The 26,763-nt window shown below is 67.6% G+C and carries 27 protein-coding genes and 2 tRNA genes; 19 read left to right on the forward strand and 10 right to left on the reverse strand.

The genetic code is table 11. The features are described 5' to 3' along the window. The first annotated feature begins 11 nt into the window (after positions 1-11). From EJ903_RS05360 to EJ903_RS05400, 9 genes are all read left to right on the forward strand, one after another. Entirely contained in the window at positions 12-878 is an 867-nt protein-coding gene (locus EJ903_RS05360; RefSeq protein WP_126612856.1) for a branched-chain amino acid ABC transporter permease, read from the forward strand. Further along, positions 878-1,876 (forward strand): branched-chain amino acid ABC transporter permease, encoded by a 999-nt coding sequence (locus EJ903_RS05365; RefSeq protein ID WP_126612858.1) that lies wholly within the window; start codon positions 878-880, stop codon positions 1,874-1,876. The genes EJ903_RS05360 and EJ903_RS05365 overlap by 1 nt, the downstream gene beginning before the upstream one ends. Next, positions 1,876-2,595 (forward strand): ABC transporter ATP-binding protein, encoded by a 720-nt coding sequence (locus EJ903_RS05370; RefSeq protein WP_126612860.1) that lies wholly within the window; start codon positions 1,876-1,878, stop codon positions 2,593-2,595. Before EJ903_RS05365 ends, EJ903_RS05370 begins: the two co-directional genes overlap by 1 nt. Positions 2,596-2,599: 4 nt before the next feature. Then, on the forward strand, positions 2,600-3,304 hold the full coding sequence (locus EJ903_RS05375) for an ABC transporter ATP-binding protein (protein WP_126612862.1): 705 nt from the start codon (positions 2,600-2,602) through the stop codon (positions 3,302-3,304). A 94-nt stretch (positions 3,305-3,398) separates the two neighbouring features. Further along, positions 3,399-4,181, forward strand: coding sequence for a putative hydro-lyase (locus EJ903_RS05380; protein ID WP_126612863.1), 783 nt, complete (start codon positions 3,399-3,401; stop codon positions 4,179-4,181). Positions 4,182-4,278: 97 nt separating this feature from the next. Then, complete coding sequence (locus EJ903_RS05385) at positions 4,279-5,043, forward strand: substrate-binding periplasmic protein (RefSeq protein WP_158627878.1); 765 nt, start codon at positions 4,279-4,281, stop codon at positions 5,041-5,043. Between the two features lie 88 nt (positions 5,044-5,131). Then, the gene (gene pxpB / locus EJ903_RS05390) at positions 5,132-5,890 is read left to right on the forward strand and encodes a 5-oxoprolinase subunit PxpB (RefSeq protein ID WP_126612866.1); all 759 of its coding nucleotides are present in this window, start codon (positions 5,132-5,134) and stop codon (positions 5,888-5,890) included. Beyond that, a complete protein-coding gene (locus EJ903_RS05395) occupies positions 5,887-6,909 on the forward strand; it encodes a 5-oxoprolinase subunit C family protein (RefSeq protein ID WP_126612868.1) in 1,023 nt (340 codons plus the stop codon). Before pxpB ends, EJ903_RS05395 begins: the two co-directional genes overlap by 4 nt. A gap of 36 nt (positions 6,910-6,945) precedes the next feature. Further along, the gene (locus EJ903_RS05400) at positions 6,946-7,707 is read left to right on the forward strand and encodes a LamB/YcsF family protein (protein ID WP_126612870.1); all 762 of its coding nucleotides are present in this window, start codon (positions 6,946-6,948) and stop codon (positions 7,705-7,707) included. Between the two features lie 4 nt (positions 7,708-7,711). Here EJ903_RS05400 and EJ903_RS05405 read toward each other — a convergent pair whose 3' ends face one another. Continuing rightward, entirely contained in the window at positions 7,712-8,221 is a 510-nt protein-coding gene (locus tag EJ903_RS05405) for a winged helix DNA-binding protein (protein ID WP_126612872.1), read from the reverse strand. 441 nt (positions 8,222-8,662) lie between these two features. Here EJ903_RS05405 and panD point away from each other — a divergent pair, with 441 nt between their 5' ends. Beyond that, positions 8,663-9,109 (forward strand): aspartate 1-decarboxylase, encoded by a 447-nt coding sequence (panD, locus tag EJ903_RS05410; protein ID WP_126612874.1) that lies wholly within the window; start codon positions 8,663-8,665, stop codon positions 9,107-9,109. Positions 9,110-9,136: 27 nt separating this feature from the next. On the opposite strand, the gene EJ903_RS05415 is transcribed toward panD, so the two are convergent. Beyond that, complete coding sequence (locus EJ903_RS05415) at positions 9,137-9,715, reverse strand: hypothetical protein (RefSeq protein WP_126612876.1); 579 nt, start codon at positions 9,713-9,715, stop codon at positions 9,137-9,139. Between the two features lie 210 nt (positions 9,716-9,925). Here EJ903_RS05415 and EJ903_RS05420 point away from each other — a divergent pair. The 3 genes from EJ903_RS05420 (at position 9,926) to EJ903_RS05430 (ending at position 10,989) form a co-directional block, all read left to right on the forward strand. Beyond that, positions 9,926-10,001, forward strand: a tRNA-Asn gene (locus EJ903_RS05420). Positions 10,002-10,004: 3 nt separating this feature from the next. Next, a tRNA-Asp gene (locus tag EJ903_RS05425) sits at positions 10,005-10,081 on the forward strand. A 161-nt stretch (positions 10,082-10,242) separates the two neighbouring features. Further along, positions 10,243-10,989, forward strand: a complete 747-nt coding sequence (locus EJ903_RS05430) for a glucose 1-dehydrogenase (RefSeq protein WP_126612878.1) — start codon at positions 10,243-10,245, stop codon at positions 10,987-10,989. Between the two features lie 212 nt (positions 10,990-11,201). Here EJ903_RS05430 and EJ903_RS05435 read toward each other — a convergent pair whose 3' ends face one another. The 6 genes from EJ903_RS05435 to EJ903_RS05460 all read right to left on the reverse strand — a co-directional run bounded on the left by EJ903_RS05435 (position 11,202) and on the right by EJ903_RS05460 (position 17,053). Then, complete coding sequence (locus EJ903_RS05435; RefSeq protein WP_126612880.1) at positions 11,202-12,242, reverse strand: amino acid ABC transporter substrate-binding protein; 1,041 nt, start codon at positions 12,240-12,242, stop codon at positions 11,202-11,204. Between the two features lie 49 nt (positions 12,243-12,291). Further along, the gene (locus EJ903_RS05440) at positions 12,292-13,224 is read right to left on the reverse strand and encodes a LysR family transcriptional regulator (RefSeq protein ID WP_126612882.1); all 933 of its coding nucleotides are present in this window, start codon (positions 13,222-13,224) and stop codon (positions 12,292-12,294) included. Positions 13,225-13,261: 37 nt separating this feature from the next. Then, a complete protein-coding gene (locus EJ903_RS05445; RefSeq protein WP_158627879.1) occupies positions 13,262-14,050 on the reverse strand; it encodes a substrate-binding periplasmic protein in 789 nt (262 codons plus the stop codon). A 192-nt stretch (positions 14,051-14,242) separates the two neighbouring features. Beyond that, positions 14,243-15,061 (reverse strand): cysteate racemase, encoded by an 819-nt coding sequence (gene cuyB, locus EJ903_RS05450; protein ID WP_281274745.1) that lies wholly within the window; start codon positions 15,059-15,061, stop codon positions 14,243-14,245. A gap of 188 nt (positions 15,062-15,249) precedes the next feature. Next, positions 15,250-15,978, reverse strand: coding sequence for a 3-oxo-tetronate 4-phosphate decarboxylase (otnC, locus tag EJ903_RS05455; RefSeq protein ID WP_126612886.1), 729 nt, complete (start codon positions 15,976-15,978; stop codon positions 15,250-15,252). 70 nt (positions 15,979-16,048) lie between these two features. Further along, a complete protein-coding gene (locus EJ903_RS05460) occupies positions 16,049-17,053 on the reverse strand; it encodes a LacI family DNA-binding transcriptional regulator (protein WP_126612888.1) in 1,005 nt (334 codons plus the stop codon). A 216-nt stretch (positions 17,054-17,269) separates the two neighbouring features. Between EJ903_RS05460 and EJ903_RS05465 the strand changes: the two genes are divergently transcribed. The 5 genes from EJ903_RS05465 (at position 17,270) to EJ903_RS05485 (ending at position 22,955) form a co-directional block, all read left to right on the forward strand. Then, positions 17,270-18,574 carry an MFS transporter gene (locus tag EJ903_RS05465; protein WP_126612890.1) on the forward strand — a complete coding sequence of 435 codons (1,305 nt, stop codon included), beginning with the start codon at positions 17,270-17,272 and terminating at the stop codon, positions 18,572-18,574. A 123-nt stretch (positions 18,575-18,697) separates the two neighbouring features. Beyond that, on the forward strand, positions 18,698-19,633 hold the full coding sequence (gene ltnD, locus EJ903_RS05470; protein WP_126612892.1) for an L-threonate dehydrogenase: 936 nt from the start codon (positions 18,698-18,700) through the stop codon (positions 19,631-19,633). A gap of 57 nt (positions 19,634-19,690) precedes the next feature. After that, the gene (gene otnI / locus EJ903_RS05475; protein ID WP_126612894.1) at positions 19,691-20,479 is read left to right on the forward strand and encodes a 2-oxo-tetronate isomerase; all 789 of its coding nucleotides are present in this window, start codon (positions 19,691-19,693) and stop codon (positions 20,477-20,479) included. A 5-nt stretch (positions 20,480-20,484) separates the two neighbouring features. Beyond that, positions 20,485-21,777 (forward strand): 3-oxo-tetronate kinase, encoded by a 1,293-nt coding sequence (gene otnK, locus EJ903_RS05480; protein WP_126612896.1) that lies wholly within the window; start codon positions 20,485-20,487, stop codon positions 21,775-21,777. A gap of 80 nt (positions 21,778-21,857) precedes the next feature. Next, the gene (locus EJ903_RS05485) at positions 21,858-22,955 is read left to right on the forward strand and encodes an alpha/beta fold hydrolase (RefSeq protein WP_126612898.1); all 1,098 of its coding nucleotides are present in this window, start codon (positions 21,858-21,860) and stop codon (positions 22,953-22,955) included. A gap of 47 nt (positions 22,956-23,002) precedes the next feature. Here the strand turns inward: EJ903_RS05485 and EJ903_RS05490 are convergent, their stop codons facing one another. Together EJ903_RS05490 and EJ903_RS05495 are read right to left on the reverse strand one after the other, a co-directional pair. Then, on the reverse strand, positions 23,003-24,232 hold the full coding sequence (locus EJ903_RS05490; protein WP_126612900.1) for an MFS transporter: 1,230 nt from the start codon (positions 24,230-24,232) through the stop codon (positions 23,003-23,005). A gap of 138 nt (positions 24,233-24,370) precedes the next feature. After that, a complete protein-coding gene (locus tag EJ903_RS05495; RefSeq protein WP_126612902.1) occupies positions 24,371-25,363 on the reverse strand; it encodes a GlxA family transcriptional regulator in 993 nt (330 codons plus the stop codon). A 142-nt stretch (positions 25,364-25,505) separates the two neighbouring features. On the opposite strand from EJ903_RS05495, the gene EJ903_RS05500 reads away from it, so the two are divergent. Next, a complete protein-coding gene (locus EJ903_RS05500; protein WP_126612904.1) occupies positions 25,506-26,759 on the forward strand; it encodes a sarcosine oxidase subunit beta family protein in 1,254 nt (417 codons plus the stop codon). Positions 26,760-26,763 lie beyond the last annotated feature (4 nt).

A 26,763-nucleotide genomic window follows, 5' to 3' on the forward strand; every position in this document is an offset into this window, starting at 1 on the left:
GGGGCGCGGCAATGACCGCCGACATTCTTCTCCAAGTGCTCGTTTCGGGCCTGCTGATCGGGCTGATCTACGCCCTGGTCGCGGTTGGCCTGACGCTGATCTACGGCGTGATGGACATCGTCAATTTCGCCCATGGCGAATTTCTCATGCTGGGCATGTACGCCAGCTTCTGGGCCTTCACCCTGTTCCACGTCGATCCGGTGATCGCGCTGCCCATCACGGCGGTGCTGCTGTTCGGGGTCGGCATCGTCGTCTATCAGACGGTCATCCGCCGGGTGTTGAAAGCGCCGATGCTCTCGCAGATTTTCGCGACCTTCGGCCTGATGATCCTGCTGCGCGGTCTGGCGCAATTCTTCTGGAAGCCCGACCATCGGCTCATCCCCGATTCGCTGGTCAGCGGCAACATCGCCCTGGGGCCGGTGCAGTTCGGTCTGCCGCAGGTGATCGCGGCGTTGGGGGCGGTGGGCGTCACCGGTGCCCTGTGGTTCTTCCTGCACCGCACCCGTCTCGGCACCGCGCTGGAGGCCACGGCGATTGACCGCGAGGCCGCGACCCTGATGGGCATCGACGGTCAGAAGATGTTCGCCCTGGCCTGGGGCATCGGTGCGGCCTGCGCCGGTCTGGCCGGTGGCCTGATCGCCACCTTCTTCCCGATCTTTCCCGAGGTCGGCTCGAACTTCATCCTGATCGCCTTCGTGGTCGTGGTGCTGGGCGGGTTCGGCAGCGTCACCGGGGCCTTTCTCGCCGGCATCATCGTCGGCCTGATCGAGGTGCTGGGCGGCTTCCTGATCGGCCCGGAATACAAGACCGCCATCGTGCTGTCGCTGCTGCTGATCGTGCTGCTGGTGCGCCCGAAGGGCCTGATGGGGAAAGCGTGATGTCGAACCGAACCGTCCTTGATCCGCGCAAGGCCCTGGGAGCGGTTGCTCTCCTCGCCTTCGCCCTTCTCCTGCCGCTGGGCATCACCGATCCGGCGCGGCTGAACTTCTTCATCCTGATCCTGATGGGCGCGCAGTTGGGCGTGGCCTGGAACATCGTCGGCGGCTACGCCGGTCAGGTCTCCCTGGGGCACGCCGTGTTCTACGGCATCGGGGCCTACTGCTCGACCATGCTGGCCCTGTCGCTGGGGCTGTCGCCCTGGATCGGCATGCTGGCCGGTGGCCTGCTGGCGGTGGTCTTCGCCCTGGTGATGGGCTGGCCCTGCTTCCGCCTGAAGGGTCACTATTTCGCGATGGCGACCATCGCGGTGGCCGAGATCGTGCAAATCCTGGTGACGAACAGCGAGTTCCTGGAAGGCGCGGTCGGCCTGTCCCTGCCGCTCGACCGCAGCGGTCTGGCCGCCATGGTCTTCCTGTCCAAGCTGCCCTACTACTACATCATCCTCGGCCTGCTGGTGGTGACGGTCCTGGTGGCCTGGGCCATCGAGCGCAGCCACATCGGCTATTATTTCCGCGCCATCAAGGACGAGCCGGAAGCGGCCCGCGCCCTGGGCGTCAGCCTGACCCGCTACAAGCTGATCGCGCTCAGCGTGTCGGCCTTCCTGACGGCGGTGGGTGGCAGCTTCTACGCCCAGAAGGAAATGTTCATTGATCCGGGTTCGGTCTTTGTCGGGGCCATTTCGATCAAGATCGCGCTGGTCGCCATCCTGGGCGGGGTCGGCACGCTGATGGGGCCGGTCCTGGGGGCCGTCATCCTCATCACCATCGAGGAATACAGCCGCACCCTGTTCGGCAGCACCGGGTCGGGGACCGACATGATCATCTACGCGATGATGATCATCCTGGTCGCCGTGTTCAGCCCGGCGGGTGTCATGGGTCTGTTGCAGGATCTGCGCCGCCATCTGCCCGGCGCGGGCAAGACGTCGGAGACGCGCTGATGAACACTCCCCCTCTCTTGGCCGTGGATGGCCTGGGCAAGGCGTTCGACGGTCTGGTCGCCAACCGCGACATCAGCTTCATCATCCACCACGCCGAAATCGTCGGCCTGATCGGTCCCAACGGGGCGGGCAAGACGACGCTGTTCAACTGTCTGGCCGGGTTCCACACCCCGACCACCGGGCGCATCGCCTTCGAAGGCCACGACATCACCGGGACCACGCCGGAAGCGGCGGCGGAACTGGGCATCGCCCGCACCTTCCAGATCGTCCGCATCTTCCATTCGATGACGGCGCTGGAAAACGTGATGGTCGGGGCGATGCTGCGCACCAAGCGTGTGGCCGATGCCCGTCACCGCGCCGAACAGGAACTGGCCTTCGTTGGCCTGTCGCACCGGGCCGAAACCCCGGCGTCGAGCCTGACGGTGTCGGAACAGAAGCGGTTGGAGGTCGCCCGGGCGCTGGCCACCGACCCCAAGCTGATCCTGCTGGACGAGGTGATGGCCGGTCTGAACCAGACCGAGGTCCGCGAAGCCTCGCAACTGGTGGTGCGCATCCACCAGCGCGGCATCGCCAGCATCATCGTCGAGCATGTGATGGAAGGCATCATGCCCATCGCCCATCGCATGCTGGTTCTGGATTACGGGGCGAAGATCGCCGACGGAACCCCGGCGGAGATCGCCGAGAATCCGGCCGTGATCGCCGCCTATCTGGGGGAGTGAGACCATGCTTGAGGTCCGCAACATCCAATCCAGCTACCGCCGCGTCCCCGCCATCCGCGACGTCAGCCTGACGCTGAAGCAGGGCGAGATCGTCGCCATCGTCGGCGGCAACGGCAACGGCAAATCCACCACGCTGCGCGCCATCGCCGGATTGAACGCGCTCGATGGCGGGTCGATCACGCTGAAGGGGCAGAACCTGTCCAGCGTCCCCGCCCATGACCGGGTGAAACGGGGGCTGGTGCTGGTCCCGGAGGGGCGTCGGCTGTTCCCGCGCCTGACCGTGGAACAGAACCTGATGCTGGGCGGTTTCACCACCAACGACCCGCACAAGCGCCAGGAAACCATGCAGTTCGCCTACGACACCTTCACGGTGCTGGGCGAGCGGCGCAAGCAGCAGGCGGGCACGCTGTCGGGCGGCGAACAGCAGATGCTCGCCATGTGCCGGGGGCTGATGAGCCAACCCGACCTGCTGATGCTCGATGAACCCTCCTGGGGCGTCGCGCCGAAGCTGGTGACGCGCATTTTCGAGACGATCCAGCAGATCCGCCAGCGTGGCATCTCCATCCTGCTGGTCGAGCAGAACATCCACCGCGCGCTCGAAATCGCCGACCGTGGTTACGTCATCCAGACCGGCCGGGTGGTGATGGAGGGCAGCGGTGCCGATCTGCTCGGCAACGACGAGGTCCGCCAAGCCTATCTGGGCATGTGAGGTCGTCGCACCATCGTGTGTTTCCCCCCTTCTCTCCCCACTCCCATGGGTGGGAGAGGGGACTACAGGCCCCCTTCCAAACGGAACCCCAGCCATGACCGCACTCTCCGCCGCCGCTGAACGCCTCCGCATCCGTTCGGGTGCCTACGCCGGGCAAACCGCCGGGCTGGCGCGTGGGCATGTTCAGGCGAATCTCGCCATTCTGCCCGCCGACTGGGCGGGGGATTTCCTGCGCTTCTGCCAGGCCAACCCGAAGCCCTGCCCGCTGCTGGCGGTGTCGGAGGTGGGCGATCCGGCCTTGCCGACGCTGGGGACCGGCATCGACATCCGCACCGACGTGCCGCGCTACCGCGTCTACCGCGACGGCGTGCTGACCGAGGAGCCGACCGACATCCGCGACCTGTGGCAGGGGGATTTCGTCAGCTTCCTGATCGGCTGCTCCTTCTCCTTTGAAGAGGCGTTGTTGGCCGATGGCGTGCCGGTGCGCCACATCGCGATGAACCGCAACGTGCCGATGTACGAAACCAACATCGACTGCGTTCCGGCCGGGCGCTTCGCTGGCAAGATGGTGGTGTCGATGCGGCCGATGGCGCCGCGCGACGCCATCCGGGCGATCCAGATCACCTCGCGCTTTCCCTCGGTCCACGGTGCGCCGGTGCATTTCGGCGATCCGGCGGCCATCGGCATCCGCGACATCACCAAGCCCGAGCATGGCGAGGCGGTGCCGGTGGAGCCGGGCGAGGTCCCGGTGTTCTGGGCCTGCGGGGTGACGCCGCAGGTCGCGATCCGCACCGCGCGCCCGCCCATCGCCATCACCCACAGCCCCGGCACTATGCTCATCACTGACTTGCTCAACACCCATCTCTCTGTGCTCTAATTCGCACGGCCTCGCCGTGACCAACCGGCCCCTCCGCAGAAGAGGGGATGCGACAACAATGACCACCCCTCTTCCCCGAACAGCGGAGGCTTCTTCCATGTCCCACAGCATCAAGGCCCGAATCCTCGCCACCACCGTCCTGTCCATCGGCGTGTTCGCTGCGCTGCCCGCCTCGGCCGACGCGCTGCGGATGGTGGCGCTCAGCTTTCCGCCGCTGATCTACGACGACGGCGGCAAACCGGCGGGCATCGCCTATGAAATCGTCACCGAAGCGATGAAGAAGGCCGGTCACACCATTTCGGTGGAGATCATGCCCTGGGCGCGCGCGCTCGACACGGTGAAGGAGGGCGGGGCCGATGCCATCTTCACCGCCTACAAGACGCCGGAGCGCGAGCAGTTCCTGAACTACTCCACCGAGGTGCTGGTCCCGCAGGTGGTGTCCTTCTTCGTCACCAAGGACTCGACCATCACCTTTGACGGCGACCTGACCAAGCTGGGCAAGGCCAAGATCGGCGTCGTCAACCAGATCAGCTATGGATCGGTGATCGACGAGGCGATCAAAAGCGGCGTGCTGGCCAGCGTCGAGAAGTCGAACGACAGCGACAGCAACGTGAAAAAGCTGCTGTCGGGCCGGTACGACGTGATGCCCAGCAACCGCTACGTCGCGCAGTATTTCCTCAAGCAACAGGGTGCCCTGGATCAGGTGAAGGAACTGACGCCGGAGGTGCAGAGCATCCCCAGCTACATCGCCTTCACCAAGGCGCGTGACACCGCCAAACTGCGCGCCGATTTCGATGCCGGGGTGGCGGCGATGAAGGCCAACGGCAGCTATCAGCAGATTTTGGACAAGTTCGCGCGCTGACCCGTGCCGGGTGCGGGTGGGGCCGGGTTTCACCGGCTCCACCGCCCCCTCGACCCGATCTTTCATTTCCCGTTCCCCGAGACCGACCATGAGCGTGACATCACCGTCGCCGCCCAGCCTGTCGCCGCGCCTGCTCGTTGCCGGTGACGGCGCGCTGATCGTCGAATTGGGCGAGGGCATCGCCCCCGCGCTGAACGCCGCCGTCCACCGGCTGGACCGCCGCATCGCCGACGCCGGGTTGCCGGGGGTGGTGGAAACGGTCCCGACCTATCGTTCCGTCCTGGTGCAGTATGATCCGGGGCAGACCAACCCCGACCGGCTTGGCCCCGCCCTGCTTGATCTGGCGCGGGATCTGGCGCGGGCCAGCCGCGAACCGCAACGGCGCTGGATCGTGCCGGTCTGCTTCGGCGGCGCGCATGGCGAGGATCTGGACGACGTGGCCCGCCGCGCCGGGCTGTCCACGGACGAGGTGGTGGCGCTGCATTGCGCCGCCGATTACCGGGTCTACATGCTGGGCTTCTCGCCGGGCTTCGCCTATCTCGGCGGTCTGCCCGAGGCGCTGCACCAGCCGCGCCGGGAAAACCCACGCATGATGACGCCGGCGGGCAGCGTCATGCAGGGCGGGGAACAGGCGGCGATTTCGCCCATCGCCATGCCCAGCGGCTGGCATCTGCTGGGGCGGACGCCGATCAAGACCTTTGAGTTGCGGCGGGCGCAGCCCTTTCTGCTGGCACCGGGCGACCGCATCCGCTTTTCGTCGATTTCGGTGGCCGAATACGACCGTCTGGCCGCGCGCGACGGCCTGTTGCCCGATCAGGAAACCGTGACCGAGGGAGCCGAGGCATGACCACCCATCTGCGCGTCGTCGCCGCCGGACCCAGCTCCACCGTGCAGGATCGCGGGCGCTTCGGCTATCAGCGCTATGGCGTGTCGGTGGCCGGGGCCGCCGATCCTCTGTTGCACGCCGCCGCCAACGCCCTGGTTGGCAACCCCGCCGACGCCGGGGTGGTGGAATTCACCATGATGGGCGACACGTTGACGGTGGAAGGCGGGCCGGTGCGGCTGGCGGTGGCGGGCGACGCCCCGCTGTTCGTCGATGACCAGCCGGTCTCATCCTGGACCAGCCTGCGTTTGCGCGATGGCGAGACGCTGCGCATCGGCGCTTTGCGCGACGGGGTGCGCGGCTGTTGGGCGGTGGAAGGGGGGATGGCCCTGGACCCCGTCCTGGGGAGCGTCGCCACCCACAGCCGCAGCCGTCTGGGCGGGTTGCACGGCGGCGCGCTGAAGGCGGGCGACCGCATCCCCCTGCGGCTGGCGGCGGCGGTGGACCGGGGCGAATCCACGCTCGACCCGTCCCTGCTGCCGCCGCGCGGGGAGGTCATCCGCGTGGTGCTGGGGCCGCAGGACGACGCTTTCACCCCGGCGGGGATCGCCGCCTTTCTTGGTGGGGAATACAGCGTCAGCCACGAGGCCGACCGCATGGGCTACCGCCTGACCGGCCCGGTGATCGAGCACGCGCGCGGCTTCAACATCACGTCGGACGGCATTCCGCTGGGGGCGGTGCAGGTGCCGGGAACCGGGCAGCCGATCGTTCTGCTGGCCGACCGCCAGACCACCGGCGGCTATCCCAAGATCGCTTGCGTGATTGGCCCCGACGTGGCCGCGCTGGCGCAGAAGAAGCCGGGCGACCGCTTCCGCTTCCGCGCCGTCACGGTGGCGGAGGCGCAGGCCATCCACGCCCAGCACCGGGCGGTGATGGACGGGCTGCCCGGCCTGTTGCGCGCGGCGGGTGGCTTTGCCCTGTATGACAGCGAACGGCTGCTGGGATTCAACCTGATCGGTGGGGCCATCACCGGGTGGGAGTGATGGTCCGGCAGGGACATGAGGGGGGAGGGTGAAGAAATGCCGAGCATTGATCTGAATTGCGACATGGGCGAGGGCTTCGGGGCCTGGGCGATGGGCGACGACCGGGCGATGCTCGACATCGTCACCTCGGCCAACATCGCCTGCGGCTTTCACGCGGGCGACCCGTCGATCATGGCGGACACGGCGCGGTTGGCGTTTGAGAAGGGCGTGCGCATTGGCGCGCATCCCGGTTTCAACGACATCCTCGGCTTTGGCCGCCGCAACATCCAGGGCGACAGCCCGGCCAGCATCGAGCGCATGGTTGCCTACCAGATCGGCGCGTTGCAGGCCTGCGCCGCGCTGTCCGGCCACCGCGTCACCCATGTCAAGCCGCACGGGGCGCTCTACAACATGGCGGCGGTGGATGCGGACATGGCCCAGGCCATCGCCCGCGCGGTCAAGGCGGTCGATCCGGCGCTGCTGTTCGTGGTCCCGCCGCTCAGCGCCATGGACCGGGCGGGGGACGCGGTGGGGTTGCGGGTGGTGCGCGAGGCGTTCGCCGACCGCACCTATGAGGATGACGGGACCCTGACCCCGCGCAAGATCGCCGGATCGGTCATCCATGTGCCGCAGTTGGCGGCGGAGCGGGTGGTGCGGATGGTGCTGGATGGCGCGGTGACGAGCCGCCACGGCAAACGCCTGCCCATCGTCGCCGACACCATTTGCGTCCATGGCGACACGCCGACGGCGGTGGCGATGGCGGCGGCGGTGCGCAGCGCGCTGGAGGCCGCCGGTGTGACGGTGCGCGCGGTCGAATGAACCGTCAGAGCGAGGTGGCGGCCCGCGCGGCCTGGTCGTAGATGCCCGACAGCGCGCGCAGCAGGTTGGCGGCCTCACCGATCTGCTTGTGATCGACGGTTCCCAGCGCCTCCAGCGAGCGCAACAGGCAGTCCTCGCGGATGCTGCGGTAGCGCTCCACCGCCTGCCGACCGTCGTCCGACGGGCGGTAAGTCACTTCCTTGCCGCGCTTGCCGCGTTCGACCAACCCCAGCCGGTGCAGCTTCTTCAGGGCGTAATTCACGATGTGGGTGTCTTCGATGTTCAGGACAAAGCTGATGTCGGCCAGACTCTTGTCGCGGGCGCGGTGGGTGACGCTGTGCAGAAGCAACACCTCCAACGCCGACAGCTCCGGCAGGCCCGCCGCCGTCATGCAGCGCACCACCCAGCGGTGAAAGGCGTTCCCGGCGACGATCAAGCCATATTCGAACTCGCTGGTCTCGCTGCCCTGGTCCGACACCAGATGGGAGGACGACACGATCGGTTGAGCGTTCATCGGGTGGTTTTCTTTCGTCAAGCCACCGATCGCCAGCGAAAGACGCATGGTTTCGGGGGTGAATCCGCAATCTTGCTTGGCAATTTATCGACAATTCGCCGTCGTCTCAACCGGAACCGATGGTCCGGCGGGCGATGGTGATCCCGGTTCGGATGGCCAGCGGTCCATCCGAAGACGTCGGCTGTCCTCGTCCCCCTGTCTGTCTGGGGATGGTCGCGTCACTCCTCCCGACTGCAACGGGTCCGTCGCTCCCCCGCGCCGGACCCGTCTTTTTGCCCGCCGCCGGACCATCGCGGGCCGGGACTCCATAGGCGGTTTGGCGGGGGAGACGGGTTTGTGTTGCGCCGCACAAACATCGCTTGCCCTTTCCACCATGGGCGCTACAAACACACCCTTTCGACCACAGACGGTATGGTCACGGACGATTCGGGGGAGGCGTCGATGATTAAGGTGGTACGGGCGAAGCTGCATTGCCTGCGGGTGACGGACGCCAATTTGAATTACCAGGGGTCGATCACGCTCGATCCTGAGCATTGCGAAGCGGTCGGCATCGTGCCGCTGGAGTTCGTGGAGATCTGGAACAAGAACTCCGGCACCCGCATCAGCACCTATGTGATTTATGGCGAACGCGGCTCGCGCGCCTGCGTGCTGAACGGGTCGGCGGCGCGCAGTTGCCAGCCGGGGGACGAGGTGATCGTCGCCGCGTCCTGGTATTGCCAGCCGACGGAGGTGGCGACGCTGAAGCCGCGCGTCCTGACCTTCCACGCCGACAACAGCGTCGACAAGGCGCTGCATTACGACGTCACCGCCCTGGAGGAGGGGCGCTATGGCTTTGCCATCCGCGATGGCCTGATCCCGGAACCGGCCCCGGAATCAGAACGGGTCTGAGGGCGGCTTTCCGGCGCTGGGGGGCCGTCAGCGCCGCATCGGCGCGGCCCGGCGGACCAGACGGCGGTCGAGGTCGCCGGACCCGACCGTCGGTTCGCCCAGGCTCTGCATGGCAAAGGCGAAGGTGTCCATCACCCGGTCCAACACGATCTCCTGATCGTCCGGGCGGCGGCTGACGGCGATCACCGCGTGTCCGGCGGCGCGGGCCACCGTGGCGTCGGCGCGCAGCCCGCGCACGCCCCAGCCTGACAGCGCGGCCTTGCAGCGGAACAGCTCGGCGGTCAAGCAATCCCGGCCCTGGTTGCGGCCCACCACATAGGCGGCGGCCACCGCCAGCGGGGCCAGCAGCCCATCCCAATCCAGGCAATCCTCCCGCGACACCCAGACGCCGCCGACCGAACAGGGGGCGGCCCCGATGGCGTGGTCCAGACCGGCGCGGAAGGCGCGCAGCGTGGCCGCTGCGGCAAGCGCGGGCATTGGCTCCACCCGGCGGCCGTCGGGCATCAGCATCAGGCGCCCCGCCCATTCGGTGGCGGGCGGAAGCTGTTCGGTCAGGCGGGCGACCAGCGCCGCGCGGGCGGCGGCAAACGGAACGACCTCGGGCATCGGGCCTTGTCGCATCACGGGGTGGGGAAAGTGGGGGTGAAGAAGCCGCAGGGCGCGGCGTTTGTCAAGATTCTGGACGATTGGGTTTCAATCAGGGCGGGTTCAGGATTTTCCAAATTAGGGCTTTTCACACCCTATGGTAAAAAATGCATCGGCTTTCATTTTTGTTCTTGCCAGGTCCGGAAATCACCCTTATAAGCCGCACTCCGTTCCCGGTTAGCTCAGTTGGTAGAGCAGCGGACTGTTAATCCGCTTGTCGCTGGTTCGAGTCCAGCACCGGGAGCCAGACGCGGGTGTAGCTCAGTTGGTTAGAGCGCCGGCCTGTCACGCCGGAGGCCGCGGGTTCAAGTCCCGTCACTCGCGCCACTTTCCTGAAAAGCGTCCCCCCTTGCTGGGGGAAACCCCCACACAAGTTGCACGTTTTGGCGGCTGCCCTGCCGGGCGGTTTCGCGCTACCATGCTGTGTTCGCCGCGTGCCAATCGCCGCCCGAATGCAAGGGGCGGCCCATCCGTGGGAGGATCGTCTCATGCGTCTTTCGGGCAAGGTTGCCGTCGTCACCGGTGGCGGGTCGGGGTTCGGGGAAGGCATCGCGCGACGCTTCGCGGCGGAAGGTGCCCGCGTCATCGTCGCCGATCTGGACGAGGCCGCCGCCGGGCGGGTCGCTGATTCCCTGGGCGAGTCCGGTCTGGCCGTCCGCGCCGACGTCGCGGTGGGCGAGGATTACGAGGCCATCATCTCCGCCGCTGTCGGGGCCTATGGTCGGCTTGACATCCTCATCAACAACGCCGGTTACACCCACCGCTATGGCTCGATGCTGGAGGTGGACGAAGCCACCTTCGACCGGATTTACGCCGTCAACGTCAAATCGATCTATCACAGCGCCATCCACGCCGTGCCGGTGTTCCGCGACCAGGGCGGCGGGGTGATCCTGAACATCGGCTCCACCGCCGGGCTGCGCCCGCGCCCCAACCTGACCTGGTACAACGGATCGAAGGGCGCGGTCATCACCCTGACCAAATCCATGGCGGTCGAACTGGCCCCCGACAAGATCCGGGTCTGCGCCATCAACCCGGTGGCCGGGGAAACCGGGATGCTGCACCGCTTCATGGGGCAGGATTCGCCCGAACGGCGGGCGCAGTTCCTCGCCTCCATCCCGGCGGGGCGGCTCTCCACCCCGGCGGACATCGCCAACGCCGCGCTGTATCTCTGCTCCGACGAGGCGGAGTTCCTGACCGGCGTCTGCCTGGAGGTCGATGGCGGGCGCTGCGTCTGATCTGGGGGCTGACGCACAGGCTCGGGATTCGTTCGGGGCATCGAACACCGGAGCGGATCGCGTCAAACCGGAAAGGATTTGACGCGTGAACCGGCCCGATCGATCAAGGCGCAGAGCACCGCGCGCTGTTTCACGGTGAGAGCGCGGTGCGTCCGCCGGTGTGCGTTCCCGGCACCGGCGGGGGCGGCCCCTCTCCCCCGCCCACCATGTCCTCAACGCATCGGCAGGGAATAGACCAAGCCGCCCTTGGTCCACAGATTGTTCATCCCGCGTTCGAGCTTGATCGGACTGCCTTGGCCCAGATTGCGTTCGAAGCTTTCGCCGTAATTGCCCACGGCCTTGATGATGTTGTAGGCCCACCGCTCATCGACGCCCAGCGCCTTGCCGAAACCGGGCTTCACCCCCAGAAAGCGGGCGACCTCCGGGCTGGGGCTGTCGAGCAGCCGATCCACCGTGGCCTGGGTGATGCCCAGCTCTTCGGCCTCGATCATCGCCGACAGGGTCCATTTCACCAGATTGAACCATTCCTCGTCGCCCTGGCGGACCATCGGCCCCAGCGGTTCCTTGGAAATGCGTTGAGGCAGGATGATGAAGGCGCTGGGATCGGGGGCGTTGGTCGCGCGGATGGCCGCCAGCTGTGAGGCGTCGGTGGACAACGCGTCGCAACGGCCGGAGAAGAAGACGCCCGCCAGTTCGTCCACATTCTCGATCACCACCGGGGTGAAGGCCATGCCGCGCGTGCGGAAATAATCGGCCATGTTCTGCTCGCTGGTGGTTCCCGGCATCACGCAGATGGCGGCCCCGGCCAGCTTGTCCACATGGTCCACCCCCAGCGCCTTCCGGACCAGGAAAGCCTGGCCGTCGAAGAAATTCACCCCGGCCATGTTCAGGCCCAGCGCGGTGTCGCGCGTCAGCGTCTGGGTGGCGTTGCGGGTCAGCACGTCAACCTCGCCCGATTGCAGGGCGGTGAAGCGCTGCGCCGAGGAGGTCGGCACGAATCGGGCGCGGGTCGGGTCGCCGAACATCGCCGCCGCGATGCCCCGGCACAGATCGATGTCCAACCCGGTCCAGCGGCCCTGCTGGTCGGGAGCGGAGAAGCCGGACACCCCGATGTTGACGCCGCACACAACGTGGCCGCGTTGCTTCACCGCGTCAAAGGTGCCGCCCGCCCGGGCCGGGCCACTGGCCCCCAGGGCAGCAAACAGCGCGCAGGCCGCGCCCAGGGCGCGCAGAACAGTGCGTCGGACGATCATGGTCGCATCTCCGGTTGGTCGGGGAACAGGTCAGGGATGGTGTGGGTGGTCACGCGCCCGGCGCGCCGCCCACCAGCAACGGAATCGGGGCCGGGGGGCGGTTGGTGAGGTGGCTCCAGACGCCGACCACCGACGGCGCGGCCTTGCGCAGGGAGCGGTAGAGCCGGACATCCAGCGGGCTGACAACATCGGCATCGCCCAGCGTCACCAGGGCGCCGCTGGACAATTCGCGTGGAATGGAGCTTTCCGGCAGCCACGCCGCGCCGTGCCCTTCAAGCGCCATCGCCTTCAGCGCTTCGGCCATTGGGTTCTCGTAAAAGACCTCCAGATGGCAGCGCCCGGCGATCCGCTCCATCAGATGATCGACGACCCGACCCAGCAGGCAATCGGCGGTGTAGGCCAGCAGCCGCAACGGCTCCGCCGGGGTTCCGGGGAAACGGCGCGCCTCCTCGGGTGTGGCCACCAGCAACAGCCGGTCGCGGGCCAGCGTCAGCGACGGGTAGAGCGCCGGATCAAGCAGGATCGGAACCCGGTCGTGCCCGTAGCACAGCAGGAAATCGCAATCCCCTTCGGTCAGCGACTCCACGCAATCATGCAGGTTGCCCGGCATCATCCGGGTGTTCAGCGGACCAAGCGCGCGTTCCACCTCGCGCAGCCAGCGGGGAAAGAAGGTCATGCTGAGCGTGTGCAGAGCGGAAAAGCGGATCGCGGCCCCGGCCCGGCTGCGCGCGCCGCGAAACTCGTCGCGCTGGCGGTGCATGGCGGTGATGAAGTCCTCCGCCACGCTGCGAAAGGTTCGACCGGCGTCGGTCAGGGTGGTGGGGTAGGTGCTGCGGTCGATCAGGTCGGCTCCCAGCCACAGCTCCAATTGACGGATGCGGCGGCTGAAGGCCGGTTGGGTGACGTTCCGTTCCTGAGCGGAGCGCGAGAAGCTCCGCGTGTTGGCCAGACTGACGAAGTCCTCAAGCCATTTCAGTTCCATGGGACCGTCCACCCGTCCGGTTGCCGCCGCCGTGCCGTCACTCCGCCGTTTGCAGGTTGTGGCGGGTCAGGATCGCCTTGATCGTGCCCGACGCCTTCAACGTCGCCAAGGCCGCATCGAAGGCGTCGGCGTCGGCCTGGGTGACGCTTTTGCGCGACAGCCCGATGCCGTAGAGGATTTGCGCGCCGTCGCCAACGAAGGCCAGACCCGTGATGCCCTGCTTGGCGATGATGTCCTGTCCGACGTCGCGGTTGATGAAACCGACGGTCTTGTCGCTGAAGCGCCCGACCGACAGCTTTTTCAGCAGGGCGTCGTTGGCGACCTCCATCTGGATCTCACCGCCGCCCGCCTCCTTGATGATCCGTTCGGCCACCGCCGAGGTGCCCGAGGGGCCATAGACGGCGATGGAGCGGTCCTTGACGCTGGCCGGGCCGCTGTAGCTCCACCCGGCGTTGGCCGGGGCGACGAAGGAGTAGGCGGAGCGCACAATCGGTTGGGTGATGAAGAATTTCGCCTCCCGCTCCGGTGAGCGCAGCATGGAGAAAATGCCGCTGACCTCACCGGACTCGGCCATGTCCAACGCCCGCCGCCAGGGCAGCACCTGGATCTCGCAGCTCTTCTTCATCGCCGCGCAGAGGGATTCCACCACCTCCGTCATGGGGCCGGCCGCCTTGCCCTGCGTTTCGTAGGAGAAGGGGGCAAACTGCTCCGTCACGAAACGATAGTCCGCCGCGCCCGCGTGGCTGGTCCAGGATCCGGCGAGAAGCGCACCGCCGAGCAACACCGTGCGCAGCCGGGCGCGTGGGGAGGAAAGGAACGTGGGCATGGGAAGGGGCATCGGGAGTCTCCTGGTGTGTCCGGTCGGCCTTGCGCTTGAGCGCTGGGATTGTGTGTTGAGGGGTGCTCCAATGGTATCAGCAAAACCAAGATATGTAATGAAGCTGTAAGAGAAGCGGCGAATTTTGCGGTTCGGAGTGAACAGGGCGACCAATAATTCCATTGATGGATGCGAATTTTATCAAAATGAGGACAGGTCTGAACCCGGTGTTTGTTTGTGTTGACGAAATGTGAACAGGTTTGTGTCCGATGTTGATCCCAGTGTGGCGGGGGTGCGGTGTGGACGTTCATGTGTCCACCAATCAACGCAGTGCCGCGCGAGCGCGGCGGTGGCGTCGAGGAACAGCGGGGTGGCGGGGGGATCGGCGTCGGCCAGGGCCAGCGGGATTTCGGTGCAACCCAGGATCAAGCGCTGCGCGCCAACCGCGCGCAGCCGCTCCACGACCCCGCGCAACAGATCCCGCGCCTCGTCGATCTGCCCGGCCTTCACCCGCGCGATGGCCGGCATGACGCGGTCGGCCTGATCCTCTGGTGTGGGCGTGTGACAGACGAGACCGTGGTCGGCGAGGCGGCGCTGGTAGAAACCGGCGGTCAGCGTGCCGGTGGTGGCCAGCAGCCCCACCTGTGTCACCGTCGGTTGGTCGGCCTTTGCGGTGCTGTGGGTCAACGCCCACCGCACGCTGTCGACGATGTGCAGGATGGGCACGGGGGACGCCGTTTGAAGATCACGGTGCCAGTGGTGAGCGGTGTTGCAGGGTATGGCGATGGCGCAGGCCCCGTTCTCCACCAGAAAACGCACCCCCGCGAGCAGAACCGGCAGCGGCGATGGACCATCACCCAAGATGCTGGCGCTGCGATCGGGAATTTGGGGAATGTTGTGCACCAGAGTTGGGATGTGGTCCTGGTCGGTTCTGGCGGGGGTGCTTTCGATGAACTTCCTTAAAAAGTCGGCGGTGGCCAGGGGGCCCATTCCACCCAATATTCCGAAGATCGGCGGCATGTCACGCTCCACAGCGCCATCAGGCGCGGATCAATCTCGCTGTCTTGAGATTTAAAGCGTTTTTCTTGCGCTTCGGCCAATGCCGATATGGCCTCACTTCATGCCGAAACGGCATAGAATGTTGGGGGGTGGAGATGGAACCTCCCTTTGTCCGTCAGCCACAGAGCAAGGCCGGGACTGCTCTGGTGTCAATCGTCCGACGCCGGAGTGGCCAAGCGCGCCAGGCCGACGCAGGAGCCATCGACGCAGGAGGCGTTGTGCACATGGCCCGGGTGCGGCACTTCCAGCCCGAAGGTGGTGACGAGGTCGCCGACCTGCGCCGGGGTGAGGTAACGCGGGTTCAGGCCACGCAGCAGCAGATAGAGCTTGGCGGTTTCCTCCAACTCCTCCGTCGCGAACACCGCGCCTTCCAGGCTGGTGGAGGCGACGACCGGCCCGTGGTTGGCCAGCAGGACGGAGGAATAGCGCCCGGCCAACCCCCGGATGGCGTCGGCCACCGCCGGATCGCCGGGGCGGTGATAGGGGACCAAGGCCACCTGACCGGCCCGCATCAGGCCATAGGGCGTCATCGGCGGCAGGACCGAACGCGGGTCGATCTCCGGCAGCATCGACACCGCCACCGCGTGGGTGGAATGGAGGTGGACGATGGCGCGGGCGCTGGTCCGGCTGTCGTAGAGCGCGCTGTGCAGGGGGATTTCCTTGGTCGGCGGGTCGCCCGACAGCAGGCGTCCGGCGGAATCCAGCCGCGACAGCCGGGCGGGATCCAGGAATCCCATCGACGCGTTGGTCGGCGTCACCAGCCACCCGCCATCGTCCATCCGGTAGGAGATGTTTCCCGACGAGCCGGGGGTCAGGCCGCGTTCGAACAGGGACCGGCCATAACGGCAGATCTCCTCGCGCCATTTGCTGTCGCTCATGCTGTGATCCTTGGAGTTTGGGGCGGGTTTTGGGCCGGGGTTTGGGGCCAGCCGCCGCCGCGCTCCGGCGTCAGGCGGTTGCGCCCTCGATCACTTCGAAACCGACATCCACCGTCTGCGCGGGCGCGCCGGACAGCGCGAGCTGTGCGGCCAGTTCCCCGATGCGCACGCGCGGGGTGCGGATGGTGGCGATGGGTTGCGGGGTGAGGCGGGCGACGTCCAAGCCGTTGTAGCCGAACAGCGCCAGCCGGTCCGGGATGGCGATCCCCCGCGACAGGCACAGGAAATAGCCGCCGACCGCCATGTCGTCGTTGGAGAAATAAACCGCGTCGAGATCGGGCGCGCGGGCCAGCAGCCGGTCCAGCCCGTCGCGCCCAACCTCCACCGAGGAAGGGACCGGGGCGATGTCGCGGTCGGTCAGGGCCAGCCCGGCGTCGGCCAACGCGGCTTCGAACCCGGCCAGCCGCTTGGCCGCGCGGGTGTCGCGCGTCAGGTCGTGACCGACATAGCCGATCCGCCGATAGCCGCGCGCCAGCAGATGGCGGGCGCTGGCCCGGCCGGTTTCGGCGGTGGCGAAGCCGACCACCAGATCCAGCCCCGGCCCGTCGATGTCGAGCATCTCCGCCACCCGCGCCCCGCCGCCGGTCAGCATGGCGCGCGCCCGCTCGGTGTGCTCCAGCCCGGCCAGCAGGATCGCCGCCGGTCGCCAGGACAGCATGGAGGCGATCAACTCCTCCTCCCGCGCCGGGTCGTAGTCGCTGACCCCGATCACCGCCTGATGGCCGCTGCCCTCCATCGCTTGGCTGGCCCCGCGCAGCACATCGGCGAACACGATGTTGGAGAAGGACGGCACGACGATGCCGACCAGCCGCGAGCCCGCCGACGCCAGCGTCCCGGCGATCATGTTGGGGACATAGCCCAGCCGGTTCACCGCCTCCATCACCCGGTCGCGGGTTTTGGCCGAAAAGGAGCCGTGGTTGCGCAGCACGCGCGACACCGTGCTTTCGCCCACCCCGGCGGCCGCCGCCACCTCCGCCAGCGTCACCGTTGCCGCCGTCTTGCCCCGCCCGTCCACCGTCGCACGTCCTTAGAAGCTTCAAAATTCTGGACATTCTCCGCTTTCCGTCGATGGGCCGCAAGATTTGTTGGCAGCGCCACCAAAAATGATTGGCAGCGCTGCCAAACAATGTTATGTCCTTTTGGCAGCGCTGCCAAATGAATTTCTGAGCCTGATGGCGGCGAAGGGCGGATCAAGAACGCCCGGCAGGAAAACCCCCCCTTGGAGGAAACGATGTCGCAGCAAGTGCTGACGGCCGACGGCCCGGTGGAGGCCGTGGAGACGCGCGCCTATCGCAAAGTGTTCTGGCGGATCGTGCCGTTTTTGATGCTCTGCTACGTGGTCGCCTATCTCGACCGCGTGAATGTGGGCTTTGCCAAGCTCCAGATGTCCCAGGCGCTGGGCTTCAGCGAAACGGTGTTCGGTCTGGGGGCCGGGATCTTCTTCCTGGGCTATTTCCTGTTCGAGGTGCCGAGCAACCTGATCCTGCACCGGGTCGGCGCGCGGCTGTGGATCGCCCGCATCATGGTGACGTGGGGCATCCTGTCCGCCGCCTTCATGTTCGTGAATTCGGCGGAGATGTTCTACGTCCTGCGGTTCCTGCTGGGTCTGGCGGAGGCGGGATTCTACCCCGGCGTCATCCTGTATCTGACCCAATGGTACCCGTCGAACCGGCGGGCCAAGATCATCGCGATTTTCATGTCGGCGATCCCGGTGTCGGGCATCTTCGGCAACCCGCTGTCGGGCTGGATCATGGACAGCTTCCACCAGACCGGCGGTCTGTCGGGGTGGCAGTGGATGTTCCTGATCGAAGCGGTTCCGGCCCTGATCATGGGCGTGGCGGTCTTCCTCCACCTCGACAATTCGATCGAGGAGGCCAAGTGGCTGGACGCCGATGAAAAGGCCGTGCTGGCCCGCAACATCGAGGCCGACAGCCGGACCAAGCAAAGCCCGCAGACCACCGCCGCCACCTTCAAGGATGGCCGGGTGTGGCTGATGTGCCTGATCTATTTCGCTTTCGTCACCGGCCAATACGGCCTGACCTTCTGGATGCCGTCGCTGGTCAAGGCGACCGGCGTGGTGGGCAACTTCAACATCGGCCTCATCAGCGCCATTCCGTTCCTGTGCGCGGTGGTGGTGATGATCCTGTGCGGCCGCAGCGCCGACCGCATGCAGGAACGCCGCTGGCATCTGGTGATCCCGGCCCTGTTCGGTGCTGCCGGCTTCATCGTCGCCGCCACCGCCAGCAGCACGACCATCGCCATCGCCTGCCTATCGCTGGCCGCCGCCGGGGTCATCACCTGCGCGCCGCTGTTCTGGTCGTTGCCCACGGCCTTCCTGACCGGCACCGGGGCGGCGGCGGGCATCGCCATCGTCAATTCGGTGGGCAATCTGGCGGGGTTCGCCGGTCCCTACATGATCGGCTACGTCAAGGATCTGACCGGCAACACGGCGATGGGCATGTATGTGCTGGCCGGGGTGTTGCTGGTGGGGGCGGCGGCGGTGCTGACCGTTCCGGCCAAGCTGGTCAATCGCTGAGGAATCCTCCCGCGCTGGTGCGCAAGCCTTGGGCGGGGACCGTTTCCGATCCGTGATCCGGTTCCCGCCCGTTTCTTTCGCCGCCGTTCTCCGCGCGGGTCTGTGCAAACGGGAGTGTGAGTGATGAGCGTTTCGTCCAACAGCGGGGCCGGGTTGCGCGCCGCCGTCATCGGTCTGGGGTCGATGGGCTTCGGCATGGCCCAATCGCTGCGCCGCGCCGGGTTCCATGTGACCGGTTGCGACGTGGTTGCGGCCAACGTCGACCGTCTGGTGGCCGAGGGTGGCCACGCCGCCGCCAACCCGGCGGAGGCCGCGCGCGGGGCCGATGTGGTCGTGTGCGTGGTGGTGAACGCCGACCAGACCGAACAGGTTCTGTTCGGCCCGTCGGGCGCGGTGGAGGGAATGGCCGAAGGGGCGGTGTTCCTGTCGTCGGCCACCATGGATCCGCAGATCGCCCGCCGTCTGGCCGACCGGCTGGAGGCGACCGGGCGGCTTTATCTCGACGCGCCGATCAGCGGCGGGGCGGCGAAGGCCGCGCAGGGGCAGTTGACGATCCTCGCCTCCGGGACCGCCGCCGCCTTCGCCAAGGCGCGCCCGGCGCTCGACGCCATGGCGGGCAAGCTGTACGAGCTGGGCGACGCCGCCGGGACAGGGGCCGCCTTCAAGATGGTGAACCAGCTTCTGGCCGGGGTGCACATCGCCGCCGCCTGCGAGGCGATGGCCTTTGCCGCCAAGCAGGGCCTGGATCTGGCCAAGGTGTACGAGGTCATCACCGCGTCGGCGGGCAATTCCTGGATGTTCGAAAACCGCGTGCCGCACATTCTGGCCGGGGATTACCGCCCGTTGAGCGCGGTGGAGATTTTCGTCAAGGATCTGGGCATCATCCAGGACATGGCGCGCAGCGCCCGTTACCCTGTGCCGGTCGCCGCCGCCGCCCTGCAAATGTATCTGGCCACGGCGGGGGCGGGGATGGGACGGGACGACGATTCGTCGCTGGCCCGCACCTACGCCGCGCTGTCCGGTGCGGCGCTCCCCGACGCCGTGACGCCGAAAGCCTGATCCGAAGCCGCTCCAACACCCACCCCCCAGCCCGACGCCGACACGAGGCCGCCACAGATGCCCATCTTCGCCGCCAACCTGACCATGATGTTCAACGAATGGTCGTTCCTGGACCGTTTCGACGCCGCCGCCGACGCCGGTTTCCGGGCCGTGGAGTATCTGTTTCCCTATGACCACACGCCCGACGCGGTGGGCGAGCGGTTGCGGCGCAACGGGTTGACCCAGGCGCTGTTCAACATGCCGCCCGGCGATTGGGCGGCGGGGGAACGCGGGCTGGCGGCCCTGCCCGACCGCTTCGCCGAGCTTCAGGCCGGGGTGGAGACCGCCTTGCGCTACGCCGAGGCCACCGGCTGCCGCCGTCTGCATCTGATGGCCGGTCTGGCCGACGCCGCCGACCCGACGGCCCAGGCCAGCTACCGCCGCGCGGTGGAGCACGCGGCGGACGCGCTGGCCGAACGCGGGATCGATCTGCTGCTGGAGCCGATCAACGGGCGCGACATGCCCGGCTATTTCCTGAATGATTTCACCGCGACCGAGCGGTTGATCGCCGATCTGGACCGCCCCAACGTCCGGCTTCAGTTCGACCTGTACCACCGGCAGATCCTGCACGGCGATTGCACGATGGCGCTGAGCCGCCTGCTGCCGATCACCGGGCATGTGCAGATCGCCTCCGTCCCCTCGCGCCACGAACCGGCGGGGGAGGAGTTGAATTACCCCTTCCTGTTTGCGGAGCTGGACCGGCTGGGCTACGAGGGGTTTGTCGGCTGTGAATACCGCCCGCGCGCCGGGACGCTGGCCGGGTTGGGCTGGTTCACGCCGCAGCGCGCCATCGTGACGGGAGCGTGAGCGCCATGACCCAGACCACGCTTGCCCTCGGCTGCATCGCCGACGATTACACCGGCGCGTCCGACCTTGCCAACACGCTGACCCGTGCGGGTCTGCGCACCGTCCAGACCATCGGCGTTCCCGCCGACGGGTTGGACCTGCCGGAGGTGGACGCGGTGGTGGTGGCGCTGAAAAGCCGCTCCATCGCGCCGGACACGGCGGTGGCGCTGTCGCTGGACGCCCAACGCTGGCTGGCGGCGCGCGGCGTCGCCCACACCCTGTTCAAGGTGTGCTCGACCTTCGATTCGACCGACCAGGGCAACATCGGCCCTGTCACCGACGCTCTGCGCGCCGCGTGCGGCGGTGGGCCGGTGCTGGTGACGCCCGCCTTTCCGGAAACCGGGCGCACCGTGTTCATGGGGCATCTGTTCGTCGGCAGCCAGCCGCTGCACGAAAGCCCGCTGAAGGATCACCCGCTGAACCCGATGCGCGATTCCAATCTGGTTCGCGTGCTGGATCGCCAATCCAGCGGCGGGGTCGGGCTGATCGACCGGCTGACGGTGGCGCAAGGCGTCGACGCGGTGCGGGCGCGCCGCGACGCCGTGGCGGCGGCGGGGCAGGGGGCCGCGATTGTGGACGCGGTGGCCGACGCGGATCTGGCGATCATCGGCGCGGCGGCGCTGGACGGCCCGCTGTCCACCGGGGCGTCCGGCCTGGGTTTGGGGCTGGCCCGCGCCCTGGTGGCGTCGGGGCGGGTGACACCCGCCACCGGCGGGGCTGAAGCGGTGGCCCGCCCGGTCGGCGGCCCGGCGGCCATCGTGGTGGGAAGCTGTTCCAAGGCGACGCTGGAGCAGTTGGCGGCGGCGGAAGCGCTGTTCCCGGTGCTGCGGCTGGACACCGACGCGCTGCTGGCCGATCCGTCGGCCGAGGTGGCCCGCGCGCTGGCCTTCGCCGACGCGCGCCTGGGCGCTGGCCCGGTCGTCGTCGCGTCCAGCGCCACGCCGGACAAGGTGGCCGCCCTGCAAGCCCGCCACGGGCGCGCGGCGGTCGGCCACCGCATCGAACAGGCGCTGGCCGATGTGGCGGCGGGGCTGACCGAACGCGGCGTGCGGCGGCTGGTGGTGGCGGGGGGCGAAACCTCCGGCGCGGTGGTGGACCGTTTGGGCATCCCGGCCTTCCTCGTTGGTCCGGAAATCGCCCCCGGCGTGCCGGTGCTGCGCACCGCCGGTCTGCCCGGCGGCGACCGGCTGATGGCGCTGAAGTCCGGCAATTTCGGCGGCCCGGACTTTTTCGCCAAGGCGCTGGCGATGATGGGGTGAGGAACAGATCTGCGATGGGGTGGTGACACGAACGAGGACCGGGCCACGTCGCCCGGTCCCGACCGGGGAGTGAAACGACGATGACTTTGCGCTATCGCATCCGGCGCGCCGCCCTGGCGGCGTTGACCGTGGGGGCCGTGCTGATCGGCGGTGGTCCGAGCGCTCCGGCGGCACCGGCCAACTACCCAACGCCGCAGGAGGGCGATTGGATCGCCCGCGATTTCCGTTTCAAGAACGGCGCGGTGATGCCGGAATTGCGGCTGCATTACACCACCCTCGGCAACCCCACGGGCGATGTGGTGGTGGTTCTGCACGGCACGGCGGGCAGCGGCAAGGCGATGCTGACCCCGGCCTTTGCCGGGGAGCTGTTCGGCCCCGGTCAACCGCTGGACGCGGCCACCCATCGCATCATCCTGCCCGACGCGCTGGGGGCGGGGGCGTCGGCCAAACCGTCCGACGGTTTGCGCATGGGCTTTCCCGAATACACTTATGACGACATGGTCGCCGCCCAACACCGGCTGTTGACCGAAGGGCTGGGCATCACCCATGTTCGGCTGCTGCTGGGTCATTCGATGGGCGGGATGCATGTCTGGCTGTGGGGAGCCACCCACCCCGGCTTTGCCGACCTGCTGGTGCCGATGGCGGCGCAGCCGACGGCGATGTCGGGCCGCAATTGGATGATGCGCCGCCTGCTGATCGAAAGCATCCGCCGCGATCCCGATTGGAACGGCGGCAACTACACCAACCAACCCAAGGGCTTGGCCTTCGCCAACCTCGTGTTCGGCACGGCGACCAACGGCGGCACCCTGGCGCTGCAAGCCGCCGCCCCCACCCGCGAGGCCGCCGACCGGCTGCTGGAGCGCCGCTTGGCCGCGCCGTTCGAGGGCGACGCCAACGACGCGCTGTATCAGTGGAACGCGTCGCGCGATTACGACCCGTCGTCGGCGCTGGGGCGGATCACCGATCCGGTTCTGGCGATCAACGCCGCCGATGACGAGCGCAACCCGCCCGAAACTGGGGTGATGGCGCGCGCGATGGCGGCGGTGGCGCGGGGCAGCCTGCATGTGATCCCGGCCAGCGCCGAAACACTGGGCCACAGCACAACCGCCTTTGCCCGCTTCTGGAAAGACCGTCTGGCCGAGGCGTTGGCGGCAACCCCGCGCGCGCCCCGGCCCTGAGTGGTCAACCCTGACCGGTCAACCTTATTCGCCGAGATCGTCCGTGCTTACGTCGAAGACGACTGTTGAGGTGAGGCCGACCGTTGCATCGCCGTCACCGTCAGGAAGGTGGCGGCGATCAGCAGCGGGACAAAGGACACCAGCAGCACCACGTTCCAGCCAAAGGCCGACAGCAAGCCGCCCGAGGCGAAGGACCCCACCGCCATCGTCCCGAAAACGAAGAAGTCGTTGAGCGACTGCACCCGCGTCCGTTCCTCCGGCCGGTGGCATTCCAGCACCAGGGCGGACGCGCCGAGAAAGCCGAAATTCCACCCCACCCCCAGCAGGATCAGGCTGCCCCAGAAATGGGCGACCTCCACCCCGGTCAAGCCGACCCCGGCGGCGGCCGCGATCAGGGCCAGCCCGGCGCTGGTCATGCGCGGCGCACCAAAGCGGGCGATCAGCCGCCCGGTGAAAAAGCTGGGGGCGTACATGGCGATGACGTGCCATTGCAGGCCGAGATTCGACGCCTCTTGCGGCAGGCCGCACAGGTGCATGGCCAGCGGGGCGGCGGTCATGATGAAGTTCATCAGCAGATAGGACACCACCCCGCACACCACCGCGTTGATGAAGCGCGGCTGGCGCAGGATGACGCCCAAGGGCCGACCCTGCGCGCTTTCCGCCAGCGTCGGCTTGGGCAGGCGGACCCCCATCAGCACCAACGCCGACACAACGGCCACACCCGCCTGCGCGATGTAGGTGGCGGCGAACAGGTGCGGCGGCGACCAGTTCATGGTCAGGGTGACAAGCTGCGGCCCGATCACCCCGGCGAACACGCCGCCCGCCATCACGGCGGACATCGCGCGCGGGCGGCGGTCCGCCGGGGCGCAATCGGCGGCGGCAAAGCGCAGGGACAGCACGACGGCGGCGTAGGCCCCGCCGAACGCCATCGCCAGACTGAACAGCCAGAAGGATCCCAGCACCACCGCCAGCGACGACAGCAGCCCGGTGAGCACGCCGCAGCCGGTCCCGGTCAGAAACGCCGCCCGGCGGCCATGGCGGCGGGCCAGCGCACCAAAGGGCAGGGTGCAAACCGCCATCCCGACCACGAAAATCGAAATCGGCAGGGTGGCCAGCGCCGAACTGGGAGCCAGACTGTTGCCGACGATGGCCCCGGTGGCGTAGGCGACGACCGCGTTCGACCCGGCCAGGGCCTGGGCCACCGACAGCCGCAGCACGTTGCTGGTCTCATGGGGATAGAGGCTGTCGGCGGTGGGGATGGAGGCGGCCTGTGCCATCGGGTGCCCTCAACGAACGCGTGCGGCACCGGAATGGCCCCGTTGCCCGTCAGCATGAACCGGAGGGCTGGTTGAACGGAAATGGTTTGTTGAAATGACGAACAGCCTTGCGTTCGCCGCAAGGCTCCGGCGGCGTCATCAGGCCCCGCTTTTGCGGAACACCGACGGCGTCACCCCCCGCCGCGCCTTGAAGGCGCGGACAAAGTGGGAGGAGTCGCAGAATCCGGCGGCGGCGGCGATGTCGGTCACGGATTGGTCGGTGGTTGTCAGCAAAAACTCGGCGTGTTCCAGCCGGATGATCTTGTAGGCGTCGGTCGGCGTGAGGCCGAGCGCGCTGTGGGTGTGGCGTTCCAACTGGCGGCGGGCCACGCCCAGGCGGCGCGACAGGTCGGCGATGGACAGCGGGGCGTCGATGTTCTGCTGCATCAGCAGCAACGCCTTTTTCACGATCTCGTCGGTGGTGGTCAGGTCGAGCGGGATGCCCGGCTGGGGTTTTTCGGCGCGCAGGGCGTCGTCGATGATCATGATGTGCAGGCTCTTGCGCGCCTGCGCCCGCCCGACATGCTTTTCCACCAGATGGGCGGCGAGATGGGCGGAGCTGGTTCCGCCCGAACAGGTCAGCCGGTCGCGGTCCACGATGAAAATCTGGTCGGACACCGGGGTCAGGCCGCTGAACTGCTCCAGAAAATCGGCGTGGTGGAACCAACTGACGCAACAGCGGTAGCCGTCCATCAACCCCGCCCGTTGCAGGATGAAGGCCCCGGTGCACACCCCCACCAGCGGGACCCGCGCGGCGGCCGCGCGGTGCAGATAGGCGGTGTGTTCGGGGCTGAGAGCCGGGGTTTCGTCGATCAGGCCGCCGACAACGACGATGTAGGTGAAGTGGGCCGGGTCGCCCAGCCGTTCGGTCGGCTGCACCAGAACGCCACTGCTCGACGCCACCGGGCGCATGGTGTCGGACAGCACCGTCCACTCGCACAGGATCGGGCGGCTGCGGTCGCCCTCGTCGGCGGCCAGCCGCAGCACGTCCACGAAATTGGCGAAGGCCCCCAACGTGAAGCGGTGGGCCAGGATGAAACCGACCGACAGGCGCGGCGTGCCGCGCCCCGGCGGGCGGCTGTGGCGGTCCATGCGGTGTCTCTCCAGTCCGGGGCTGCCGGTCTGTTCGGTCTGTTGTGTTGTCGCATGGGTGACATTACGCTGACGCACCCATTCTGTCCAAGCCCGATGGCTTTCCCGATAGTGATGGGGTGTTGAACTGCGCGGTGCCGCCATGACCCGCTTCTCCTTCTCCTCCCTTCTCAGCAACGCCCTGACCGGCAACCGGAACTGGCAACCCCAATGGCCCGACGCCGAACCGAAGGCCGAGTATGACGTGATCATCGTCGGGGCGGGCGGCCATGGGCTGGGGGCCGCCTATTATCTGGCCAAGGAGCACGGCGTCACCAACGTGGCCGTGATCGAAAAGGGGTGGCTGGGCGGCGGCAACACCGGGCGCAACACCACCATCATCCGCTCCAACTACCTCTACGACGAAAGCGCGATGCTGTACGAGCACGCGATGAAGCTGTGGGAGGGGTTGAGCCAGGATCTGAACTACAACGTCATGTTCTCCCAGCGCGGCGTTCTGATGCTGGCGCACACGGTCCATGACGTGCAGAGCTTCAAGCGGCACATCCACGCCAACAGGCTGAACGGCATCGACAACGAATGGCTGACGCCGGAGCAGGCCAAGGCCTTCTGCCCGCCGCTGAACACCGATCCCAACGCGCGTTACCCGGTGATGGGGGCGGCGCTGCAACGGCGCGGCGGCGTGGCCCGGCACGACGCGGTGGCCTGGGGCTACGCCCGTGGGGCGGCGGCGCGCGGGGTGGACATCATCCAGAATTGCCCGGTGACGGCGATCGGTCGCGACGCGGCGGGGCGGGTGACGGGGGTGCAGACGCCGCGCGGCTTCATCAAGGCCAAAAAGGTCGCCGTGTCGGCGGCGGGCAGCACGTCGGTGGTGATGGACAGTGCCGGCGTGCGTTTGCCGCTGGAAAGCTACCCGTTGCAGGCGCTGGTGTCGGAACCGATCAAGCCGGTGTTCCCCTGCGTGGCGATGTCCAACACCGTCCACGCCTACATCAGCCAATCCGACAAGGGCGAGTTGGTGATCGGGTCGGGGACCGATCAATACACCTCCTACAGCCAGCGCGGCGGGCTGCCGCTGATCGAACACACCATCGCCGCCATCTGCGAGGTGTTCCCGATCTTCACCCGCATGCGGATGCTGCGCAAATGGGCGGGCATCGTGGACGTGACGCCCGACCGCTCGCCGATCATCGGCCTGACCCCGGTTCCGGGGCTGTATGTGAATTGCGGCTGGGGCACCGGCGGCTTCAAGGCGACGCCGGGATCGGCGCACGTCTTCGCCCACACCATCGCCCGCAACGAACCCCACCCGATCAACGCGCCCTTCACGTTGGAGCGCTTCACCACCGGCCGCCTGATCGACGAGGCCGCCGCCGCCGCCGTGGCGCATTGAGGAG

This window comes from Azospirillum griseum, from assembly GCF_003966125.1.
In the GTDB taxonomy this organism is placed as follows: Bacteria; Pseudomonadota; Alphaproteobacteria; order Azospirillales; family Azospirillaceae; genus Azospirillum; species Azospirillum griseum.

Bases quoted from the DNA above. Each gene is read 5' to 3' on its own strand.
- EJ903_RS05360 (WP_126612856.1), top strand. From the start codon at position 12: ATGACCGCCGACATTCTTCTCCAAGTGCTCGTTTCGGGCCTGCTGATC.
- EJ903_RS05365 (WP_126612858.1), top strand. From the start codon at position 878: ATGTCGAACCGAACCGTCCTTGATCCGCGCAAGGCCCTGGGAGCGGTT.
- EJ903_RS05370 (WP_126612860.1), top strand. From the start codon at position 1,876: ATGAACACTCCCCCTCTCTTGGCCGTGGATGGCCTGGGCAAGGCGTTC.
- EJ903_RS05375 (WP_126612862.1), top strand. From the start codon at position 2,600: ATGCTTGAGGTCCGCAACATCCAATCCAGCTACCGCCGCGTCCCCGCC.
- EJ903_RS05380 (WP_126612863.1), top strand. From the start codon at position 3,399: ATGACCGCACTCTCCGCCGCCGCTGAACGCCTCCGCATCCGTTCGGGT.
- EJ903_RS05385 (WP_158627878.1), top strand. From the start codon at position 4,279: ATGTCCCACAGCATCAAGGCCCGAATCCTCGCCACCACCGTCCTGTCC.
- pxpB (WP_126612866.1), top strand. From the start codon at position 5,132: ATGAGCGTGACATCACCGTCGCCGCCCAGCCTGTCGCCGCGCCTGCTC.
- EJ903_RS05395 (WP_126612868.1), top strand. From the start codon at position 5,887: ATGACCACCCATCTGCGCGTCGTCGCCGCCGGACCCAGCTCCACCGTG.
- EJ903_RS05400 (WP_126612870.1), top strand. From the start codon at position 6,946: ATGCCGAGCATTGATCTGAATTGCGACATGGGCGAGGGCTTCGGGGCC.
- EJ903_RS05405 (WP_126612872.1), bottom strand. From the start codon at position 8,221: ATGAACGCTCAACCGATCGTGTCGTCCTCCCATCTGGTGTCGGACCAG.
- panD (WP_126612874.1), top strand. From the start codon at position 8,663: ATGATTAAGGTGGTACGGGCGAAGCTGCATTGCCTGCGGGTGACGGAC.
- EJ903_RS05415 (WP_126612876.1), bottom strand. From the start codon at position 9,715: ATGCCCGAGGTCGTTCCGTTTGCCGCCGCCCGCGCGGCGCTGGTCGCC.
- EJ903_RS05430 (WP_126612878.1), top strand. From the start codon at position 10,243: ATGCGTCTTTCGGGCAAGGTTGCCGTCGTCACCGGTGGCGGGTCGGGG.
- EJ903_RS05435 (WP_126612880.1), bottom strand. From the start codon at position 12,242: ATGATCGTCCGACGCACTGTTCTGCGCGCCCTGGGCGCGGCCTGCGCG.
- EJ903_RS05440 (WP_126612882.1), bottom strand. From the start codon at position 13,224: ATGGAACTGAAATGGCTTGAGGACTTCGTCAGTCTGGCCAACACGCGG.
- EJ903_RS05445 (WP_158627879.1), bottom strand. From the start codon at position 14,050: ATGCCCACGTTCCTTTCCTCCCCACGCGCCCGGCTGCGCACGGTGTTG.
- cuyB (WP_281274745.1), bottom strand. From the start codon at position 15,061: ATGCCGCCGATCTTCGGAATATTGGGTGGAATGGGCCCCCTGGCCACC.
- otnC (WP_126612886.1), bottom strand. From the start codon at position 15,978: ATGAGCGACAGCAAATGGCGCGAGGAGATCTGCCGTTATGGCCGGTCC.
- EJ903_RS05465 (WP_126612890.1), top strand. From the start codon at position 17,270: ATGTCGCAGCAAGTGCTGACGGCCGACGGCCCGGTGGAGGCCGTGGAG.
- ltnD (WP_126612892.1), top strand. From the start codon at position 18,698: ATGAGCGTTTCGTCCAACAGCGGGGCCGGGTTGCGCGCCGCCGTCATC.
- otnI (WP_126612894.1), top strand. From the start codon at position 19,691: ATGCCCATCTTCGCCGCCAACCTGACCATGATGTTCAACGAATGGTCG.
- otnK (WP_126612896.1), top strand. From the start codon at position 20,485: ATGACCCAGACCACGCTTGCCCTCGGCTGCATCGCCGACGATTACACC.
- EJ903_RS05485 (WP_126612898.1), top strand. From the start codon at position 21,858: ATGACTTTGCGCTATCGCATCCGGCGCGCCGCCCTGGCGGCGTTGACC.
- EJ903_RS05490 (WP_126612900.1), bottom strand. From the start codon at position 24,232: ATGGCACAGGCCGCCTCCATCCCCACCGCCGACAGCCTCTATCCCCAT.
- EJ903_RS05495 (WP_126612902.1), bottom strand. From the start codon at position 25,363: ATGGACCGCCACAGCCGCCCGCCGGGGCGCGGCACGCCGCGCCTGTCG.
- EJ903_RS05500 (WP_126612904.1), top strand. From the start codon at position 25,506: ATGACCCGCTTCTCCTTCTCCTCCCTTCTCAGCAACGCCCTGACCGGC.